Raw genomic sequence first — 17,920 nt, forward strand, 5'->3', positions numbered from 1 at the left:
GTTAAGGCTGGCACGAACCGGTGTAGGCAAAACCGGTAGAGGCGAGACAAAAGGCATAGCTGTTGTCTGCAGCAAATAAGAACTGACGATTAACTCCCGTTTCCGCATCAGAGTTGTAACTGACAGCCTGGCTTGCACCATTCACCATCAGACTACCATCGACAGAGAGCGATGCTCCGGCGCGATCAACGGTGCGCTGTTGGTAGACTATCTGCCCCGTACCACTTCCCTGAACCAGATCTAACTGCCAGGCATCGGAATTTTGAGAGATCGTAAGCGTAACGGTATTGTTGCTGGCGTCGGCGAGAGCCCGCTTTTGCGCCAACAGCGCCATGGCTAAAAACTGATCGCGGGCCGCAAATGCGCTGAACACTCCCTGGTTAGTAAAAAGGCTACTGCCGATGGCACTTAAGATGCCAATCAGCAGTATGACCATGACCAGCTCAACCAGGGTGAATCCCTTCGCATGTCGCATGTAAGGGTGCGGCTTAACAGCCGCTGGCACCGGCGCCAGTGAGCGCACTCACCACACCATCGACCTGGGTATAAGTAAAGCTGCACGTTCCCAGGGTCACCGTCAGAACACCCGCGGCGTGTGCCAGTGTGTAGTCATTGCTGCTCAATTGAGCGGCTTCGGCCAGACCAAAAGTAGCTGTGCCTGAGGTAACCTCATTACTATCAGCCGCTGGGTAACCATTTGATCCTGTTGGCATCTGAATGGTTACCCCCTCCAAAATAACCGTTGTTCCGGTTCCACCATCGGCCAGCCACTGAGCGTGCGCGATGTTGGATGCCGAGCGCGCAGCACCTAATGCACCCTGAATAGAGGCCTCACGAGCCTCACCGCCCAGGTCGGCAAAGCGCGGTAATGCGAAAGCCGAAAGTACACCAAGAATAACGATTACCATGATCAGTTCGATCAATGTAAAACCCGCTTGTTTTTTCATATTCCGACTCCTGCTAATTGTATCGGACTTGCCATTTAATCCGGCCGTTAGCCGGGCTATATTGAATAAATCTCTCGATATCACTATCGATATAGCGATAGCGACAAACACCGGAATCCATTTCGGCAATAAATTCTGTTGTTGATTTTTTAAGCCCAGATACTTCAACCTCAGGAGCCCGATCAACCAGCAAAGCCCGCCATAAATCTCGGCATGTAGCCTCGCCGCTGGCTGATCCGTTGTCCGTATCAGATTGACTGATGCGTTTCTCGGGCCAACCGGAAGATGACATGACGACATCTCCTTTACCAAAAGTCGTCAATGCTCCTTTCGGCTTTCCTGCGGCGTACCAGGCTTCTCTGGTTAAATACACGGCGGCTTTAAAACTACTACCGACCGCGCGAACTTTTGCGTCCTTTGCGTCTTCAACAACATCAAGCATTCTTGGTAATGAAACGGTGACTAAGGCGGCCATAACAGACAGCGCAAGCCCTGTCTGCAACAAACTATAACCTTTGTTTTTACCACACAGATCACTATTCATATGCTTATCTAAAGAGTAGTCCACTCGGTTTTAGTTTTGGGGCTTAGCTTACGAAATAAAACAATTCTTCCATTACATTTTGTGAGGCAGTTCAAACTATCGGGCAGCAGAGCTGAGTTCCCATATTGGTAAGAACACACCCAGTGCTAACACAAGCACTAACACCCCTAAAAACGCCAGTAAAATAGGTTCAACTGCGTCTGCCAGTTGTTTCAATTCGTAATCCACTTCTTGTTCATAGAAATCTGCCACGTCGCTCAGTAACTTATCGATCGCTCCGGTCTCTTCACCGACCCCCATCATCTGAAGAACAAGTGGTGTAAATAAACCCGTGGCTGATGCCGTGTTTGTTAATCGGTCACCACGCTCGACACCCGATAACATGCCGTTAATTGCGTTTCCGATGAATTTATTACCAACACTCTCCGCTACAATAGACAGGCTTTGCAGGATGGGTACACCAGCGGCCATCATCATCGAGAAAGACCGGGAGAACCGTGACAAAGCTATCCGTTCGAAGATGCTGCCAATTAAGGGTAATTTGAGTTTTTTGCGATCCCACCACAAACAACCGTGTTCCGTTTTAATGTAACGACGAAACATGAACCAACTGGCGGTCACACCAATTCCAATAACAGGCCAGTAGTCCTGCATAAACTGAGAGCTGTACATCAGTATCTGGGTGGCAAATGGCAGATCAGCCCCCAACTTGGCAAAAACGCTGGTAAAATTCGGGATGACAAACATGGTGATGACAATCATAGCTACGACCATGGCAGCGATAACCATGGTTGGATAACGCAGTGCCGATTTGACACGTTTTTTCGTTTCCCTTTCCAGTTCCAGATGAGCAACCAGTTTAATAAGCGCGTCATCCAGATTGCCGGTTGTTTCACCGATGTGAATCATACTGATGTAAATTGGCGAGAATACTTTCGGGTATTGCCGAAATGCCGTTGATAAATCAGAGCCATTAATCAGGGAATCGGAGATACCGCGCAATAGATCTTTCAAAGCCTCATTATTGCTGGACTCTGCAAGACCATTCAGAGCCCGAATAATCGGAATACCTGCTTTTGTTAGGGCATACAGCTGCCGGGTGAAGAGAATTAACTCATCACTGGATACTTTATCTTTAAAGAGCTTTGTTGATTTTTTATCTTTATTGACCGCCGTATTCGTCGTTTTCTCATCCAAGCCAGTGACCACGATGCCGCGTTCCTGCAACGTGGTCACTGCAGCAGTCGTACTCACGGCACTGAGACTACCATCCACTTTATTACCCTGAGTGTCGCGCCCCGTATATACAAACTCCATGATTAGTCATCCAAAGTGGCAGAAACACGGAAAACTTCATCCAGTGAGGTGATACCAGCACGGGCGTAATCAAGCGCACTCAACGATAACGAGCGGAATCCCGGGCTGTCAGCAGCAGCATCTGCGAACCCCTGATTATCCTGACGTCGCAAGCTCGACAACATGTCCGGAGTAATTTCCAACAGTTCATAAATACCAATCCGCCCCTGATATCCGGTATTCTGACATCGGTGGCAACCACGTCCTTCAGTAAACCGGGCGGTGGAAGCTCCGGCCTCCAGATTATCAAGCCACACCTTTTCCTGGCTGTTCACTTCATGGGGCTGCTGGCAATGCTGACATAAACGTTTAATCAGTCGCTGGGCAACCACAGCACGTAAAGACGATGCAACCAGATAATTATCGACCCCCATATCCATTAAGCGTGCTGCAGCCGATGCTGCATCGTTAGTGTGTAATGTGGATAACACCATGTGACCCGTCATTGCTGCGCGCAATCCAATCTCCGCCGTTTCGTTGTCACGCATCTCACCGACCAGAACAATATCCGGGTCCTGACGCAGAGCAGCTCGTAACACGGTGGAAAATTCTAAGCCTACCTTGGGGTTCACCTGAACCTGATTAACACGTGGCAAGCGGTATTCGATAGGATCTTCGGCTGTGATTATTTTCTTTTCGGGTGTATTTAACGACGTTAATGCTGCGTACAGTGTGGTTGTTTTACCGCTGCCGGTTGGGCCAGTAACCAGGATCAAACCATGAGGGCGATGAATCAGATAATCAAAGCGCTGCTGCAATTCAGCAGGCATTCCAAGAGATGCCATCGACAGCATGCCAGCACTCTGGTCCAGCAAACGCATCACCACCGACTCGCCAAACTGAACCGGCATAGTTGATAAGCGCACATCGATATTTTTGTTGGATACGCGAATATTAAAACGGCCATCCTGAGGCAGACGTTTTTCTGAAATATCCAATCCAGACATAATTTTCAGGCGGGACACCAGAGCGGAGGCAACACGTCGTTCTTTTACAACCTGCTCCTGTAGCTCGCCATCAACCCGTAGTCGAATGCGTAGCTGACTTTCTTCCGGTTCGATATGAATATCTGAAGCTTTAATTTGTACCGCGTCTTCGAACAGGTTCTGCAACAAACGAACAACCGGTGCCTCACTGCTATCGCTGGAGAGAGCCAGTTCGGAGATATCAAAATCACTGCTTTGCAACTCACCTTCGAGTTCACCAGCAATACTTGCCATCTGCTCCTGACGACGATAAGACGCATCCAGGACAGACAATAACTCCTGCTCACGAACAAATGCGGGCATGACCGGTTTTTTCAGAATACGTTCAAGATCATCAATGGTCATCAGATCAGTAGGATCTGCCATACCGACCAATAATCCGGCATTTTCCTCACCCAATATAACGCAACGAAAACGCCTCGCCTGAGTCTCAGGCAAGCGCTGAATCAAATCGGGAATTAACTTGAAGCGAGCCAGATCAATCAGTGGATAATTAAAATAACCGGCCAATGCCTGCAGCAACTGGTCTTCTGTAACGAAACCCAGATCAGTGATTGCGCGTCCAATTTTTTTTCCGGTTTTCTTTTGCTCTGCTAACGCTTTCATCAGCTGATCTTCATCAATCAGCCCTTTCTCCATGAGCAGGTCGCCAATACGAACTTTTTTGCGTGCCTGTAGTGCCATAAATTACCTCAGGCCTTCCAGTTTATTTTCCACCCAGCGACGCTGACCGTCTTGCAGTGAGTAGCTGGCTAAAATATCACTGAACAGATTCTGTGCCTGCTGTTGCTTGCCTTGTTGTTCCAGTACCAGAGCTAACGCAATTGGCCAGTTAACCACCGTAGGCTGTTTGTCGATCAGCCTTTGATAACTGGCTGCAGCTTCTGGGTAAGCTGCCATCATATGCAGACCTGGGGCTGCAGTGCTCAACCAGCCAATAGAATCCGTTCCCTGATGTTGATTATAAAAACTGAGGAACTGATCGAATTGCTTTTCCTCAAGTAATATCCGTAATTTGTTGTGCAAAAGTTTCTGTCGCAGAGATGGATCGAGTCCGTCAGATTGCAGTAAGTCCTCAGCAATACCGCCTGCTTTTGTCCATTGCTTCTGACGCATCAGAGTCAGCATGTACGTATATTGCTGATGCGATTGCTGATCACGCTGACTGATCAATAAGTGGCTGCCTTCCCGGGCAGCAGGACGCTTTATCGGGATTGCCCGCTGTTTTGATGCGACCACAGGTTCCTCCACCACTTTAACAGCAGCAGGCGTCACCTGAGATTCGTTGAACTCAACACTGCCTGTTTGTGATCCTTGCAAAGCATCAGCGGGTTCTGTCTTCAGTGGTAGCTTATTATCAGTGACTAATGGCGTCTCTGGTTCTACTGGTGCCACTGCAGCTTCAACCGTATCTTTAACCTCGGCAGTAGCCGTCACAACAGAACTACTCTCAGCTTTCGGAGGGTTAAGCACCGTCTGGCCACGCCAAAACCAAAAAGCGAGAGCCATGATCAAAACAGAAATCACGACCAGCGACACAAACCACCAATTGGCTGACGACTTTTTTTCCAGCTGCAGCGCTTCCGGAACAATAACAATATCCTGATCTTCGCGATCATCGATATTACGCAATACCTGATGCACCAGACTCATAAAGCCACCACTGCCGTGGCCGCCAACAGAACGAGGTAAAACCAGGGAATTTTTTTACTGTCGTCACTGTACGAAAACTCGCTGTCTTTGATAGCCAGATCGACATGACGTGCTTCTAGTTGAAGACTGCCAGCCCCGTAGCCAACCAGTAATGCTTTATTAGCTATGATATTGACCAATCTGGGAACGCCTCGTGTCGCACGCCATAAACGCTGAATCGCTTTTTTAGAAAACACCGGCAGTCCCTTATAACCAGCAAGACACATGCGTTGCTGCAAATACAAAGCAAGACTGTCGTGATTATTCAGAGGATTCAGTTTTGAGGAGGAAGTAATACGTTGATAGAGCTGACGCATATTTTCTTGCTTTAAGGTCCGGTCCAATTCCGGTTGACCAAATAAAACGATTTGTACCAACTTTTGTTTTTCAGTCTCGAGATTTGAAATAAGACGTACCGCTTCAAGTGTTTTTTCTGGCATCGATTGCGCTTCATCGATAACCAATACCACTTTTTCTTTATTTAATGCACAACGAATGAGATATTTTTCCAGTTCTGCTCTCAACGCAGCACTGTCAGGAAACTGAGAATAATCAATAGCAAACTCGCGTGCGATTGCGCGCCACAAACCGTCGGCATCCACCGCTGGATTGGGAATATAAGCACTGATGAAATCCTGCTGTTCCAGCATATTGAGTAAACGCCGGCATAACATGGTTTTACCCGTGCCGACTTCACCGGTAACTTTGATAAAACCCTCGCCCGATGCCAGAGCGTATATCAGCATATCAAATGCCCGCTTCTGGCTGGGAAGATCAACATAGAAATCGGTATTGGGTGTCAGTCCGAACGGGGATTCGGTCAGACCATAAAATCGACTGCAGTCACTGGCCAATCGCATTGCTTCCACAATCAACTCTCCTGAATCAGCACCTGAGAATAGCGCTTGTTCAAATAGTCTATTTGCTCCTTACTCAGTGCAGAACCAATGACTTTTGGCTGCAGCAGGATAACCAGTTCGCTTTGTAATACCTGGCGACGCTCCTGGCGAAATAACCAACCAAGAACCGGAATATCTCCCAGCAGCGGTACACTGGCTTCCGTGATTTGCTGACGGGTCTGCATCAAACCACCGATTACCACAATCTGACCGGAGAGGGCTTTTACAATAGAATCGGTTTCACGTACCCGGCTGAAGGCCAGTGGCAGGTTATAGTCGCTGTCACCCAAGGCAATGGTTTTAACCCGTTCTTCGACTTCGGTTACCGTTGGATGAACGTGGAGAATGACTTCATCTTTATCGCCAACCTGCGGTGTCACATCCAAAGCGATTCCTGAAAAGAAAGGGGTCAGTTCAATTTCTGGCGCTTCTGTCGTAGCGGTATTGGATGTCGTTGTATTATTGGTTATTTCGGTTACAAAGAACTCATCAGTTCCCACTTTAATAACCGCTTTCTGGTTATTAACGGTCGCAATTCTTGGGCTTGAAAGTACTTTGACATCACCTTGTGTCTCCAACAGCTGTAAAGCACCAGCAAAGTCTCCAACATTGAAATTTAACGAGAAAATTCCCTGAATACGATCGGGATTCGCCAACTGTTCGGATGTCAGACCAGTATCCCAGGAATTCTTACTGCTACGTGCTGATAATGTATTCCAGTTAATTCCTGACTGAAAACCATCATTCAATGTTACTTCAATAATTTTTGCTTCGATCAGAACCTGTTTTTGTACACTCAATTCAGCTTTATTCAGGTAGTGCTCAATGGTTGCAATGGTATTAGGCATGCCTTTTACAATCACGATACCAGCATGGGGGTCAACCACAACCTGAGCATCTTGTTCGCTACTGATCATTAACTGCAGCGTTTTATGCAGATTGCTCCAGAAATCAGTACCGGATTTGGTTTCAACGCGCGAGGTATTAATGGTCTGTGTTTGGGTCTGGCTGGTGTTATTGTCACTGCCTGAATTATTGCCAGAATTCGTGGTTTTGCTGCTTACCTGACCGCTGCTGACCCGCATCCCCGACTTACCTTCTCGCTTTACGTTAAGATAATTTATCGGGAAAATTTCAGTCCGTTGCTGACGCGGTAATATCTGAATGCCATACACTGATTGATTAAAATCAAAGCCATAAATATCACGCACAGCGGATAACGATTCCAGTAAGGTGACGTTCTTAACGTTCAGCGATATTTCACCTTTCACATCTGGGTGAACCACCAGGTTCTGATCCGTTCCCTCAACCAGGCTATTAAAAAATGTTTTTGCCGGCACCTGACGCGCAACCACATCAAACCGGGTTTCACTATCCGGTGTTGGTGTATCAATCTCAGGCAACAGTTGCTCCGGATCAAAAATCCGCACTCTGCGTGGCAAAGGCTCCGTTTGCAGTAATACTTCAGCAGGCTGAGCAACAGCTTCCGTTTCAGGTTTCTCGGCGGTCGTTGAACAACCGAGTAACGACAGGGCCAGACCTGCGGCTGTGATCTTGCTACCTTGCCGACGAACTTGAGTTAATAGTCTCATTGGTATCACTAATTCCTATTATCTGATCGGCTAACAGATACTTTTGTTTTATTAAGTAAAGACAGGATTAATCGTTTTTGCGAGATATTCAGGACAACCGAGTCCGTTTGAATTGCAATCACCTTAGCTCCGGCAACTTTATCTCCAGTTTTGACCAGCTGGTTATTAATCACCGCGATACGACTTCCATTGCGACTGAGTATTTGCTGTAAATTAAACTGGCTGCGATCAATCACCTGTTTTTTAGCCGGCTGATGGGTGCTCATCCAGCCTGGCGGTTGAGTCGGGTCAGCTGCCTGGGCAACAAACCACGGCCAGGACGTAATCAGTACAAAGTAAATAAAGACACTACGCACCTAACACCTCCTCACGCGTACTGAGGGTATACACCTCGAGGGTCAGCTCACCTTTGGGGTAGCGGCTCACTTTATATTCCAGCGATTGCCAGTAAACGCGCCATTTCAAAGCATCGAGCCGTTTTAAATACGCAACCAGACTCGGGTAAGTCGCTGTTACCGTTATCTTTAAACCATGGCGAAAAAGGAGACTTTGACCATCCTCTTCTTCAAGCTCAATCTGTTCTTTGGGCATACTCACCAGACTGGTCACTTTGAGACGCTGATCCTGAGTGAGCATTTGCTCCAGAATTTCAACCATATTTTCTGGTGACACCAAAGCATCGGTGAGATTTGCTATGCGCAGCTGAATATTTTGCGATTCCGCTTCCAGTGCTTCTATTTGATCACGCAATACCTGATTCGGATCAATAACTGGGGTGTTCTGTAATTCCTGCAGTTGCTGTTCGAAACGACTGTTTTCAGCCTTCAGCAACGACGTCTCATCTTGTTGAGATACAGCCGATGAGAAAAACGGTTCAATAAGAAAAAATATAAAGATAAAAACCAGTAACGCACTGATTGTAATTTTTGCCAGTATCTTTTCACGCTCATTCAGAGCCAGATAGGCATTGATTGCGCGGGCAATATGAGGTTGCTGCCACCAATTCATTGTTGTTCTCCCACTGCCAGCTGCTCCATCAGGTCGGCCTTATCTTGCTTGTCACGGGCGCGGGTATCTAACTCAAATTTCAGCCAACTGTTATCTTCATTCTTTTGTAGATCAATAAAACGAAACGCGCGATTTTTATAAGCGCTTCGATTCACAAGAGAAGAGACATAAGGAGATAATTTTGCCGGATCATCAACATAACCGTTTAATCCGATACGTTGGCCCTGATCATCAATGGCAAAGCTTTGCAGCCAAACACCTTTAATATTCTGCTCTCCCAATTGCTCAACCATGGGCGTAAAAGAGTAGCTCTGTTGCAGTTGTCCTTGTGTCAGATAGCGCAGGATTTTCTGATGCGCTATCAAGCGCTGTTCCTGCTGCTGTTTTTGCTGTTCCAGACCAGTATCAACCGCCAGGGGGGGACGCTCAGCTTTGAGGGTTTCAAGCTGCTGGCGCAGAAATGCTTGTTGCTGACGAGCAGCCTCCAAAGCACGCTCTTGCCAACCTGAATAACTCCAGGCGGATACCAACACCACCAGCATCAGCGACGTCACTGCAGCCAGAATCAGAATCAACCGTGCAACTTCGTCCGGCAGCTGGGGTGGCTTAAACTCGTCGGTGAAAAAATTAACGCGCTGTTTAATCTGCCAACTCATAAGACAAACTCCCTCCTAACGCAGTCGCCAGCGAGGCGGTTAGTGAAGTACCGGATGACATACGGTTGAAACTACTGTCGAGCGATAAGGTACGGATTGGCGTGTTGACCACTTCCTCAAGCTCGGGCAAGACCGAGTCCAGCTCGATCTTGTCAGGAATTAATGCCCATATCTGACCAACACTGCCCATCCCAAGCTGGCTTTCGAAGTAATCCATCGAACGCTGTAACTCCAGAGCCAGCTTTTCCATGCGACTCCCAGTTTCCAGACTAAGATCGCCGCTTGCGCCATCCTGCAAACCGAGATCATTGGTTCCCACCGCCAGTGGTCGAGCCAGATACAGGCCCCCGTTGTGATAGAGATATAACATGCCGTCAGCGGAATCGAGGCGTAATACTCCGATGCTGGTTTCCGGCTCCATTTCTGCCACCAGCTGCAACATGCTTAATTCAGGAATCGTAATTTCAGCGAGGATCAACTGGTTTTGCTCACACCAATCAACCAGCTGACGAATGCGACTTTTCTCAATGGCTGCGGCAAAGGCCATATCCATACGCCCGCGATACGCGTCGGCCGGTAAACGAAACGCTTGCACCGCAATTTTCTCAAGCGGCTTATGAACCAGATCTTTTAAACGGAAACGCAACGCGTCACTGAGCTCTTCATCCGGCACCTGTGGTGCCTCGACCAGATGTAGCTCGTAATCAATTTTGTCGACAGAGATCACAACCGGAAGGTGCTGGTAACCCTGCTGCCTGAGCCAATTGGTCATTTCATCCAGACCGTGCTCGTCATCTTTTGCCAGGTAATGGTCAATCACACCACTGGCGTCGCGAAGAACAGCAAACGCCTGACCATTGTGCAGCTCAATGCCCAGGCACCGCTGATTGTCGATCTTCTGTTTCTGCAAGGGCCAACGCATGGCGTTCCTCTATAAAACACGGGTATGTTTAATAGAGTGTAGACCAGCTTTTGACATGCATAGTCTTACCGTTCAGACGTGACTATAATGTCGCCAAAAGATAGTGCGGAAATTGACCTGACTTCATGTTTAACATCGTTTTATTCGAGCCTGAAATTCCACCCAATACTGGTAACATCATTCGTTTGTGTGCCAATACCGGTTGCCAGCTGCACCTGATAGAGCCTCTTGGTTTCAATATGGAGGAAAAGGCTTTGCGTCGTGCCGGACTCGATTACCACGAGTGGGCCAACGTCAGAATTCATAAAAGCTTTGAAGAATTCATGGCTACTGAACAGCCAGATATCCTCTATTGCCTGACGACCAAGGGAAAGACTACCCATTCCGAAGTTCGTTTTAAAAAAGGCGAATACCTGATGTTTGGCCCGGAAACACGTGGGTTACCCGAAAATATCAGATTGCAGTTTCCGGTTGAGCAATGGTTGCGCCTGCCAATGATGGCTGACAGTCGCAGTATGAACTTATCAAATTGTGTCTCTGTAATGGTGTACGAAGCCTGGCGCCAGATTGGTTATGACGGTGCTTTATAACTTACTGAGATACTCGTATCGGTATTTTCAGCCAATCATCGGACACAAAAAAAGCCGCAGGTTGCGGCTTTCTCATGAAGGCTGAATCCAAGACTCATTGAATGGTCTCTGTACCTTCTTTGTTGTCAGCCTGAGCCTGTTGTTCCTGCATAACACGCTGCTGATACAAGGCGTCAAAATTAATCGGTGCCAGCATCAGAGCCGGGAAACCACCTTTTACCACCAGGCTATCAACACTCTCACGCAGATAAGGGAACAGGATGTTCGGACACATCGCTCCCAGCATTGGCTGCAATTGTTCCTCAGGGATATTAGCAATAGTGAACAAACCAGCCTGTTCTAGCTCCACCAGAAATGCAGTTTCTTCAGCATTTGTCGCAGTAATGGTTACTTTGATGGTGACTTCAAAGTGCTGCTCGTCCAATTTACGGGCACCGGAGTTGAGATCAAGTTTAATCTCTGGCTTCCACTCTTTTGTGAAAGCAGCGGGTGCATTCGGCGCTTCAAAAGAAACGTCCTTGGTGTAAATACGCTGCAGTGCGAATTGTGCTTGGTTCTCTGCCATTGTCTTAGATCCTTAAACTCTGATTGTACGCCTGGATTACTTCTTAACCACAGGCAGATTTTGTGCATTCCACTCCATCATGCCACCGCTCAGGCGTACTGCATTGTAGCCCTGTTCACGCAACATTTTACCTGCCATGCTCACCGTCTGACCGGTTTTACATACCAGAATGATGGGGTTTTCTTTATGGATGGTTAACTCATTCATGCGGTTTGCCAGACTGGCGTAAGGAATGTTCAGGGCATTTGCCAGATGGCCCTTACCAAATTCGCCTTTGTCACGAATATCCAGCACCACGGCGTTTTCCTTGTTAATCAGTTGAGTAGCTTGAGCCGTTGATACCGTCTGACCGGCACGCTGATTGTTATCCCACAGCAGCGCTGCGAGAAATGCACCCCAGATACCCACTAACCACCAGTGATTGCCAATGAATTCGAAAAGCTGATCCATACAAGACCTATATTGTTAACCTGATTGATGACCACAAATGCCAGTGCTGCAGGCACCAAGGCATCATGACGGCGAAAATTTTGAGCGCGCAGTATAGCGCCCAGCCGAACTGGCCACCACCGTCGTCAGTTCTATTTGGGCGCTTTTTAAGCTTTTACAACCCCAATGATCGATACTGATGCCGCAGCCAGCCAATTTAGGTACAATGCCGACCTTTTCCCTACTTCTGAGTTGAGTGTTTTTACATGACGTCACGTCCTACTCCGACTGCACTGATCATCCTGGATGGCTGGGGCCATCGTGAAGAGACCGAACACAATGCGATCGCCAATGCTTCTACCCCAACCTGGAACCGTTTGTTAGAGCAATATCCAAATGCGCTGGTACAAACATCGGGTGCTGCGGTGGGTTTGCCAGATGGTCAGATGGGTAATTCGGAAGTGGGTCACATGAACCTCGGTGCCGGACGTATCGTTTATCAGAACTATACCCGCATTAACAAAACCATTGCCGACAACGAGCTACGAAATAACGAAGCACTGGTAGCAGCCATGGATAAAGCCATTGCCGCCGACGCAGCGGTACACTTTGTTGGTCTGTTATCTCCCGGTGGCGTGCACAGCCATGAGGATCACTTGATCGCATTGCTGGAAATGGCGAAAGCCAAAGGCGTAAAGCGCTCCAATGTACATGGCATTCTGGATGGGCGTGATATGCCACCTCGTTCCGCCGAACCGTCGATCAAACTGATTGAGGAAAAGCTGGAAGAAGTTGGTAATGGCAAGCTGGCGACGCTGATTGGACGTTTCTATTCAATGGATCGCGACAACCGCTGGGACCGGGTGGAAGCTGGCTATACCGCCATGACCGAAGGTAAGGCGCCATTCACTGCTGCGAATGGCATCGACGCATTACAGGCGGCTTATGACCGCGACGAGAACGACGAATTTGTTCAGGCGACCGTTATTGGTGACGCCGATGCTCAAGTGAAAGATGGCGATAGCATTATCTTTTTTAACTTTCGGCCGGATCGTGCCCGTGAGCTGACCCGCGCTTTTGTAGAGGGTGCGGACTTCGACGGCTTTGAACGCACGATCACACCCAAGCTATCCGAATTTGTAATGATGACAGAGTATGCCGCAACCATTCCGGCCAGCTGCGCATTCCCACCGGAAAAACTGGTTAACGGCATCGGCGAATACGTTTCTAGCCTGGGGCTGAAACAATTACGCATTGCAGAAACCGAAAAATACGCCCACGTCACGTTTTTCTTCTCGGGTGGCCGCGAAGAACTGTACGAAGGCGAAACCCGTGAGTTAATCCAATCTCCGGATGTCGCGACTTACGATTTACAGCCGGAAATGAGTGCACCTGAAGTCACCGACAAACTGGTCGCTGCGATTCGTTCACAAGAATACGACCTGATCATCTGCAACTATGCCAACGGCGATATGGTCGGTCACACCGGGAGTTACGAAGCAACTTTGAAAGCAGCTGAGGCCATCGATGCCAGCCTGAAACGCGTTACCGAAGCGTTGCTGGCAGTGGGAGGCGAGTGTCTGATCACCGCCGACCACGGTAACGCTGAAATGATGGTGGATGATCAGGGTCGCCCTATGACCCAGCACACCACTGGCCCGGTTGATATGATTTACGTGCATGATCGTGATCAACCGCTGGATCTTAAACCTGGCCGTCTGTGTGATGTATCCCCGACACTACTGGCTATGATGGGCCTGGAGCAGCCTGCAGAAATGGCCGGTGATACGTTAATCGACTTTTCCTGATACCTTGCTGCAGGGATTCGCACCATGTTCAAATACCCGACGCTTTTACTCACCGCCCTGCTGCTCTGCGGTAAGGCGGTCGCTAATGATGAACAACAACTGAGTAATCTGAAGCAGGAAATCAAAAAGCTCGAACAGTGGCTGAACACTGCGCGTGATGAACACAGCCAACTGGATCAGGCGTTACGCAAATCCGACCTGGAAATTGCCGAGCTCCTGAAAAAAATTGAACGCACGCGCACCGAGCTTAAGGAGGAGCAATCCCGCCTAAAAAAGCTCCGTCTGGAGCAAAGCCAGCTCCGTGAACTAAAGCAGCAACATCGACAGCATTTGGGCGAGCAACTGCGCTCGGCGCAAAAACTGGGAGATCAGGGACCGCTGAAGCTGCTGTTGAATCAGAACGATCCACAACAAGCACAGCGCATGATGCGCTACTTCGACTACTTCAACGTTGCCCGTATCAAAAATATTCAGCGTTTACTGGCAGAACTGCAGCATCTCGACACCATCGCCGAGCAGATATTGCAACAAGAGCGGAAACTGCAACAAAGTGAGAGCCGCCTGCTGAAGCAAAATCGGGCATTAACCACCCGCAAACAGGCGCAAAAGAAACTACTCGCCAGTTTATCGAAACAACTTTCCAGCAAAGAGCAACGATTACGGCGTAAACAAACGGACCGGAAACGACTGGAAAAGTTACTCGGCGAAGTACAGAACCTGATCAGCAATAGCCCCCGTAAGAACGATGAAAGACCTTTTCGTGCCATGAAAGGAAAGTTACCCAGACCGGCCAGCGGTCGCATCAGCAAAGCATTCGGCAACCGCCGTGATCAGCACGCACGCTGGGATGGCTGGCTGATTAATACTCTGGAAGGACAAAAGGTACGTGCAGTTCATCATGGCCGCGTCGTGTTTTCCGACTGGCTGCGTGGTTTTGGTCTGATTACGATTATTGACCACGGTCATGGCTACCTCAGCCTGTACGCTCATAACCAGACGCTTTTCCACGACGTGGGTACCTGGGTGAATCAGGGAGATACTCTCGCTCTGTCAGGTATCAATCAAGACAGTGGCAAAGCTAATCTGTATTTTGAAATCCGCCACCAGGGACGACCACAGGACCCGGCCGTTTGGCTGAAACGACGCTAAACACTTCATGACTGGCGAAAGTTTTTCAAGATATGACTTTTGTGCCATTCTTCAGGATATTCGTTCTATTTTGAGTTTTTTCATGCCCATGTTTTCAGCGCCGTCCTTAAACCTGATCCGCTCCGTTATTATTGGCCTGGCTCTGGCCCCGGCCGCTTTCGCAGAGCCACCAGCACAGCAGAACATTGGCCATGAAGTCGAGGTACCGGGGAAACTGCCGCTGCGTGAACTGCGCAACTTCACTGAAATCTTTGAGCGCATCCGTACTTCCTATGTTGAGGAAGTGGATGACAAAACGCTGCTGGAATATGCGATTCAGGGCATGCTGACTTCCCTCGACCCACACTCGGCGTACCTTCAACCGGAGGCATTCAGCGATCTTCAGGAGAATACCTCAGGTAAATTCGGTGGTCTTGGTATTGAAGTGGGTATGGAAGATGGGCTGATCCGTGTTGTAACCCCGATTGACGACACACCGGCTCAACGCGTTGGTATTAAAAGTGGCGATCTGATTGTCACTCTTGACGGAGAGGCGGTCATGGGCATGACATTAAGTGATGCCGTTGATCGTATGCGCGGTGCGCCCGGCTCCGAAATCACTTTGGAAGTGCGCCGCAAAAATGAGAAAGAACTACTGACATTCACGCTTGAGCGCGCCGAAATCAAAGTCGCGAGTGTTCGCACAGAAATGCTCAGTGGAGATATCGGCTACGTCCGAATTACCCAATTTCAGGAAAAAACAGGGCCGGAGCTGAACAAAGCTGTCGAGCAGTGGACCTCTGACGATCAGCCACTGAACGGCATAATTCTCGACATGCGCAATAATCCGGGTGGCGTTCTCGACGCTGCGGTGGAAGTTGTCGATGCCTTTGTCAGCGAAGGGTTGATTGTCTATACCAAAGGCCGTGCGCAGAATTCCGAATTACGTTTCTCCGCCACCGAACACACAGTCGCCGCTGATATTCCCGTGGTCGTACTGATCAATGGCGGCTCAGCTTCTGCATCTGAAATTGTTGCCGGTGCTTTACAGGATCATAAAAGAGCGGTGATTGTTGGTACCCGTTCGTTCGGTAAAGGCTCAGTACAAAGCGTACTTCCTATTACCAATGATGAAGCAATCAAGCTCACTACGGCACGTTACTTTACCCCGGATGGTCGTTCGATCCAGGCACACGGTATTGAACCCGATATCCGGGTAGAACAAAGCGAAGTAACACCGTATGAAAATCGTTTCTACAAAGAATCCGATCTGCCTGGACACTTGAAAAATTCGGAAGACGACAATGAAGCGTCTGAGCCGCAGACGGAAGATACCGGCGATACCATTGGACCGAATGAGCTACTGAAAAAAGACTTTCAATTGTACGAAGCTCACACCTTGTTGCGTGGTGTAACGATTTTGTCGCCGACCTCTGGCAAGACTTCCGCAAAACGTTCTGCAACTGACAATGGTAAAAACAGCACCCTGTCTGAGGCGAACTCTCAACAACCATGATCATGCTCTACCAAAAGCCGGGCTGGCTGCCCGGCTTTTTTTTCGCCTTTTTCATCGCACTGTTGTCAGCAACCTTTGCCTCTGCAACCGCCGCTGACAACAGCGAAGTGAACCTGATTATTATTATTGATGATATTGGTAATAATAAAAAACTGGGACAACGCACGCTGGCATTACCGGGCCCACTCAATCTTGCTTTTCTGCCTCATACACCATTCGCCCGATCATTAGCCAAGCAGGCCCGAAGTCGAGGCCACAGCATCATGCTGCACTCACCCATGGCAAACAAAAACAACGCGCAATTAGGGCCTGGCGCAATGACCTCAGAGATGAACGAACAACAGTGGCGTCAAACTCTGCTGGATAACCTTGAGGCCGTGCCATTGGCCAAAGGCGTCAATAATCACATGGGCAGCTTGCTGACAGAAAACCCCAAAGCCATGTCAGTGGTTATGCAAACGCTACAACAACAAGGCATGTTCTTTGTTGACAGTCTCACGACAGCCCGCAGCGTTGCTTCTCAACACGCGGCAGCGGCTGGATTACCCTACCTGACGCGCGATGTTTTTCTTGATCATGTCGTGGCACCAAAGGCAATATCGCGCCAATTCGACAAAGCGGTCAATCTTGCAAAAAGCCGCGGTATTGCGGTAGTGATAGGCCACCCGTACCCGGAAACACTGGAGTTTCTCGAGGCAAAGTTGAACCATTCGGGCCAACCTCCGATTAAACTCCACAGTGCACATCAATACCTGTACGATCGTCTCTGGAACGAGGTACCCGGTCCGTCTTCACGCTATCATCTGAAGCCTTTTAAACAGCCGGATTTGTAAATCCGGTAACGGCAACAGCCACTGATATCTCAGGCCAGAGCCAATCAGTGTCGTGCCGATTGGCTTTTTATTTGTACCATCGTTCCATTTTAGGTAACCTTTAGCAGGCACTAATAACAACATCCTGCAGATAACAACGATGACGAGAATCACCATGCGCAATTCTGTGTTCTGGCTGCTGTGCCTGGTCAGCCCGATGACCCTGGCAACCGACGATTACACCATTGAACTTTACGACCTGTATTGCACGTCTTGTCATGCTATTGATGCATCTGGCGCTCCTCAGGCATTTACCGACGAATGGGAAGATGTGCTGGACAAAGGCATGGCAGAAACGGTCAACAACGCCATTGCAGGTGTTGGCAATATGCCAGCGATGGGTACTTGTAACGAATGCACGCCAGAAGATATTGAAGCGCTGGTGCGTTATATGGCGACGGAGAAATAAC

19 protein-coding genes and 1 pseudogene are annotated in these 17,920 nt (G+C 48.8%); 6 read left to right on the forward strand and 14 right to left on the reverse strand.

Translation table 11 applies throughout. From position 1 onward, the window contains the following. Window position 1: 1 nt before the first annotated feature. The 12 genes and pseudogenes from MK185_09880 to MK185_09935 all read right to left on the reverse strand — a co-directional run bounded on the left by MK185_09880 (window position 2) and on the right by MK185_09935 (window position 10,602). Window positions 2–523, reverse strand: a complete 522-nt coding sequence (locus MK185_09880) for a type II secretion system GspH family protein (protein ID MCH2040932.1) — start codon at window positions 521–523, stop codon at window positions 2–4. 268 nt (window positions 524–791) lie between these two features. Further along, window positions 792–947: pseudogene (locus MK185_09885) on the reverse strand (type II secretion system GspH family protein). A 13-nt stretch (window positions 948–960) separates the two neighbouring features. Then, window positions 961–1,491: a hypothetical protein gene (locus MK185_09890; GenBank protein MCH2040933.1), complete on the reverse strand. Its 531-nt coding sequence runs from the start codon at window positions 1,489–1,491 to the stop codon at window positions 961–963. Between the two features lie 96 nt (window positions 1,492–1,587). Further along, window positions 1,588–2,808 (reverse strand): type II secretion system F family protein, encoded by a 1,221-nt coding sequence (locus tag MK185_09895; protein MCH2040934.1) that lies wholly within the window; start codon window positions 2,806–2,808, stop codon window positions 1,588–1,590. 2 nt (window positions 2,809–2,810) lie between these two features. After that, window positions 2,811–4,517: a GspE/PulE family protein gene (locus tag MK185_09900; GenBank protein MCH2040935.1), complete on the reverse strand. Its 1,707-nt coding sequence runs from the start codon at window positions 4,515–4,517 to the stop codon at window positions 2,811–2,813. 3 nt (window positions 4,518–4,520) lie between these two features. After that, the gene (locus tag MK185_09905; protein ID MCH2040936.1) at window positions 4,521–5,486 is read right to left on the reverse strand and encodes a hypothetical protein; all 966 of its coding nucleotides are present in this window, start codon (window positions 5,484–5,486) and stop codon (window positions 4,521–4,523) included. Then, a complete protein-coding gene (locus MK185_09910; GenBank protein ID MCH2040937.1) occupies window positions 5,483–6,385 on the reverse strand; it encodes an AAA family ATPase in 903 nt (300 codons plus the stop codon). The genes MK185_09905 and MK185_09910 overlap by 4 nt, the downstream gene beginning before the upstream one ends. An 11-nt stretch (window positions 6,386–6,396) precedes the next feature. Continuing rightward, complete coding sequence (gene mshL, locus MK185_09915; GenBank protein MCH2040938.1) at window positions 6,397–8,016, reverse strand: pilus (MSHA type) biogenesis protein MshL; 1,620 nt, start codon at window positions 8,014–8,016, stop codon at window positions 6,397–6,399. 8 nt (window positions 8,017–8,024) lie between these two features. Further along, window positions 8,025–8,372, reverse strand: coding sequence for a hypothetical protein (locus MK185_09920; protein ID MCH2040939.1), 348 nt, complete (start codon window positions 8,370–8,372; stop codon window positions 8,025–8,027). Next, window positions 8,365–9,024: a hypothetical protein gene (locus MK185_09925; GenBank protein ID MCH2040940.1), complete on the reverse strand. Its 660-nt coding sequence runs from the start codon at window positions 9,022–9,024 to the stop codon at window positions 8,365–8,367. Before MK185_09925 ends, MK185_09920 begins: the two co-directional genes overlap by 8 nt. Continuing rightward, window positions 9,021–9,680 (reverse strand): hypothetical protein, encoded by a 660-nt coding sequence (locus MK185_09930; GenBank protein MCH2040941.1) that lies wholly within the window; start codon window positions 9,678–9,680, stop codon window positions 9,021–9,023. The genes MK185_09925 and MK185_09930 overlap by 4 nt, the downstream gene beginning before the upstream one ends. Then, window positions 9,664–10,602: a hypothetical protein gene (locus MK185_09935; protein ID MCH2040942.1), complete on the reverse strand. Its 939-nt coding sequence runs from the start codon at window positions 10,600–10,602 to the stop codon at window positions 9,664–9,666. Before MK185_09935 ends, MK185_09930 begins: the two co-directional genes overlap by 17 nt. A 125-nt stretch (window positions 10,603–10,727) precedes the next feature. Here MK185_09935 and trmL point away from each other — a divergent pair, with 125 nt between their 5' ends. Then, the gene (gene trmL, locus MK185_09940; protein ID MCH2040943.1) at window positions 10,728–11,192 is read left to right on the forward strand and encodes a tRNA (uridine(34)/cytosine(34)/5-carboxymethylaminomethyluridine(34)-2'-O)-methyltransferase TrmL; all 465 of its coding nucleotides are present in this window, start codon (window positions 10,728–10,730) and stop codon (window positions 11,190–11,192) included. 94 nt (window positions 11,193–11,286) lie between these two features. On the opposite strand, the gene secB is transcribed toward trmL, so the two are convergent. Together secB and MK185_09950 are read right to left on the reverse strand one after the other, a co-directional pair. Next, the gene (gene secB / locus MK185_09945) at window positions 11,287–11,757 is read right to left on the reverse strand and encodes a protein-export chaperone SecB (GenBank protein MCH2040944.1); all 471 of its coding nucleotides are present in this window, start codon (window positions 11,755–11,757) and stop codon (window positions 11,287–11,289) included. A 36-nt stretch (window positions 11,758–11,793) separates the two neighbouring features. Next, complete coding sequence (locus tag MK185_09950) at window positions 11,794–12,207, reverse strand: rhodanese-like domain-containing protein (GenBank protein ID MCH2040945.1); 414 nt, start codon at window positions 12,205–12,207, stop codon at window positions 11,794–11,796. Window positions 12,208–12,452: 245 nt separating this feature from the next. On the opposite strand from MK185_09950, the gene gpmI reads away from it, so the two are divergent. The 5 genes from gpmI (at window position 12,453) to MK185_09975 (ending at window position 17,919) form a co-directional block, all read left to right on the forward strand. After that, the gene (gpmI, locus tag MK185_09955; GenBank protein MCH2040946.1) at window positions 12,453–13,994 is read left to right on the forward strand and encodes a 2,3-bisphosphoglycerate-independent phosphoglycerate mutase; all 1,542 of its coding nucleotides are present in this window, start codon (window positions 12,453–12,455) and stop codon (window positions 13,992–13,994) included. Window positions 13,995–14,018: 24 nt separating this feature from the next. Further along, complete coding sequence (locus tag MK185_09960) at window positions 14,019–15,143, forward strand: peptidoglycan DD-metalloendopeptidase family protein (protein ID MCH2040947.1); 1,125 nt, start codon at window positions 14,019–14,021, stop codon at window positions 15,141–15,143. A gap of 82 nt (window positions 15,144–15,225) precedes the next feature. Continuing rightward, window positions 15,226–16,638, forward strand: coding sequence for a S41 family peptidase (locus MK185_09965; GenBank protein MCH2040948.1), 1,413 nt, complete (start codon window positions 15,226–15,228; stop codon window positions 16,636–16,638). Next, complete coding sequence (locus tag MK185_09970) at window positions 16,635–17,471, forward strand: divergent polysaccharide deacetylase family protein (GenBank protein MCH2040949.1); 837 nt, start codon at window positions 16,635–16,637, stop codon at window positions 17,469–17,471. Before MK185_09965 ends, MK185_09970 begins: the two co-directional genes overlap by 4 nt. A gap of 154 nt (window positions 17,472–17,625) precedes the next feature. Beyond that, a complete protein-coding gene (locus MK185_09975; protein ID MCH2040950.1) occupies window positions 17,626–17,919 on the forward strand; it encodes a c-type cytochrome in 294 nt (97 codons plus the stop codon). The last annotated feature ends 1 nt before the right edge of the window (window position 17,920 follow it).

It is taken from the genome of Saccharospirillaceae bacterium (assembly GCA_022448365.1).
Classification (GTDB): Bacteria; Pseudomonadota; Gammaproteobacteria; order Pseudomonadales; family Oceanobacteraceae; genus Bacterioplanoides.

Bases quoted from the DNA above. Each gene is read 5' to 3' on its own strand.
- secB (MCH2040944.1), bottom strand. From the start codon at position 11,757: ATGGCAGAGAACCAAGCACAATTCGCACTGCAGCGTATTTACACCAAG.
- MK185_09925 (MCH2040940.1), bottom strand. From the start codon at position 9,024: ATGAATTGGTGGCAGCAACCTCATATTGCCCGCGCAATCAATGCCTAT.
- MK185_09965 (MCH2040948.1), top strand. From the start codon at position 15,226: ATGCCCATGTTTTCAGCGCCGTCCTTAAACCTGATCCGCTCCGTTATT.
- MK185_09890 (MCH2040933.1), bottom strand. From the start codon at position 1,491: ATGAATAGTGATCTGTGTGGTAAAAACAAAGGTTATAGTTTGTTGCAG.
- MK185_09960 (MCH2040947.1), top strand. From the start codon at position 14,019: ATGTTCAAATACCCGACGCTTTTACTCACCGCCCTGCTGCTCTGCGGT.
- MK185_09905 (MCH2040936.1), bottom strand. From the start codon at position 5,486: ATGAGTCTGGTGCATCAGGTATTGCGTAATATCGATGATCGCGAAGAT.
- MK185_09895 (MCH2040934.1), bottom strand. From the start codon at position 2,808: ATGGAGTTTGTATATACGGGGCGCGACACTCAGGGTAATAAAGTGGAT.
- MK185_09930 (MCH2040941.1), bottom strand. From the start codon at position 9,680: ATGAGTTGGCAGATTAAACAGCGCGTTAATTTTTTCACCGACGAGTTT.
- MK185_09935 (MCH2040942.1), bottom strand. From the start codon at position 10,602: ATGCGTTGGCCCTTGCAGAAACAGAAGATCGACAATCAGCGGTGCCTG.
- MK185_09900 (MCH2040935.1), bottom strand. From the start codon at position 4,517: ATGGCACTACAGGCACGCAAAAAAGTTCGTATTGGCGACCTGCTCATG.
- MK185_09975 (MCH2040950.1), top strand. From the start codon at position 17,626: ATGCGCAATTCTGTGTTCTGGCTGCTGTGCCTGGTCAGCCCGATGACC.
- MK185_09950 (MCH2040945.1), bottom strand. From the start codon at position 12,207: ATGGATCAGCTTTTCGAATTCATTGGCAATCACTGGTGGTTAGTGGGT.
- trmL (MCH2040943.1), top strand. From the start codon at position 10,728: ATGTTTAACATCGTTTTATTCGAGCCTGAAATTCCACCCAATACTGGT.
- MK185_09910 (MCH2040937.1), bottom strand. From the start codon at position 6,385: ATGCGATTGGCCAGTGACTGCAGTCGATTTTATGGTCTGACCGAATCC.
- MK185_09970 (MCH2040949.1), top strand. From the start codon at position 16,635: ATGATCATGCTCTACCAAAAGCCGGGCTGGCTGCCCGGCTTTTTTTTC.
- mshL (MCH2040938.1), bottom strand. From the start codon at position 8,016: ATGAGACTATTAACTCAAGTTCGTCGGCAAGGTAGCAAGATCACAGCC.
- gpmI (MCH2040946.1), top strand. From the start codon at position 12,453: ATGACGTCACGTCCTACTCCGACTGCACTGATCATCCTGGATGGCTGG.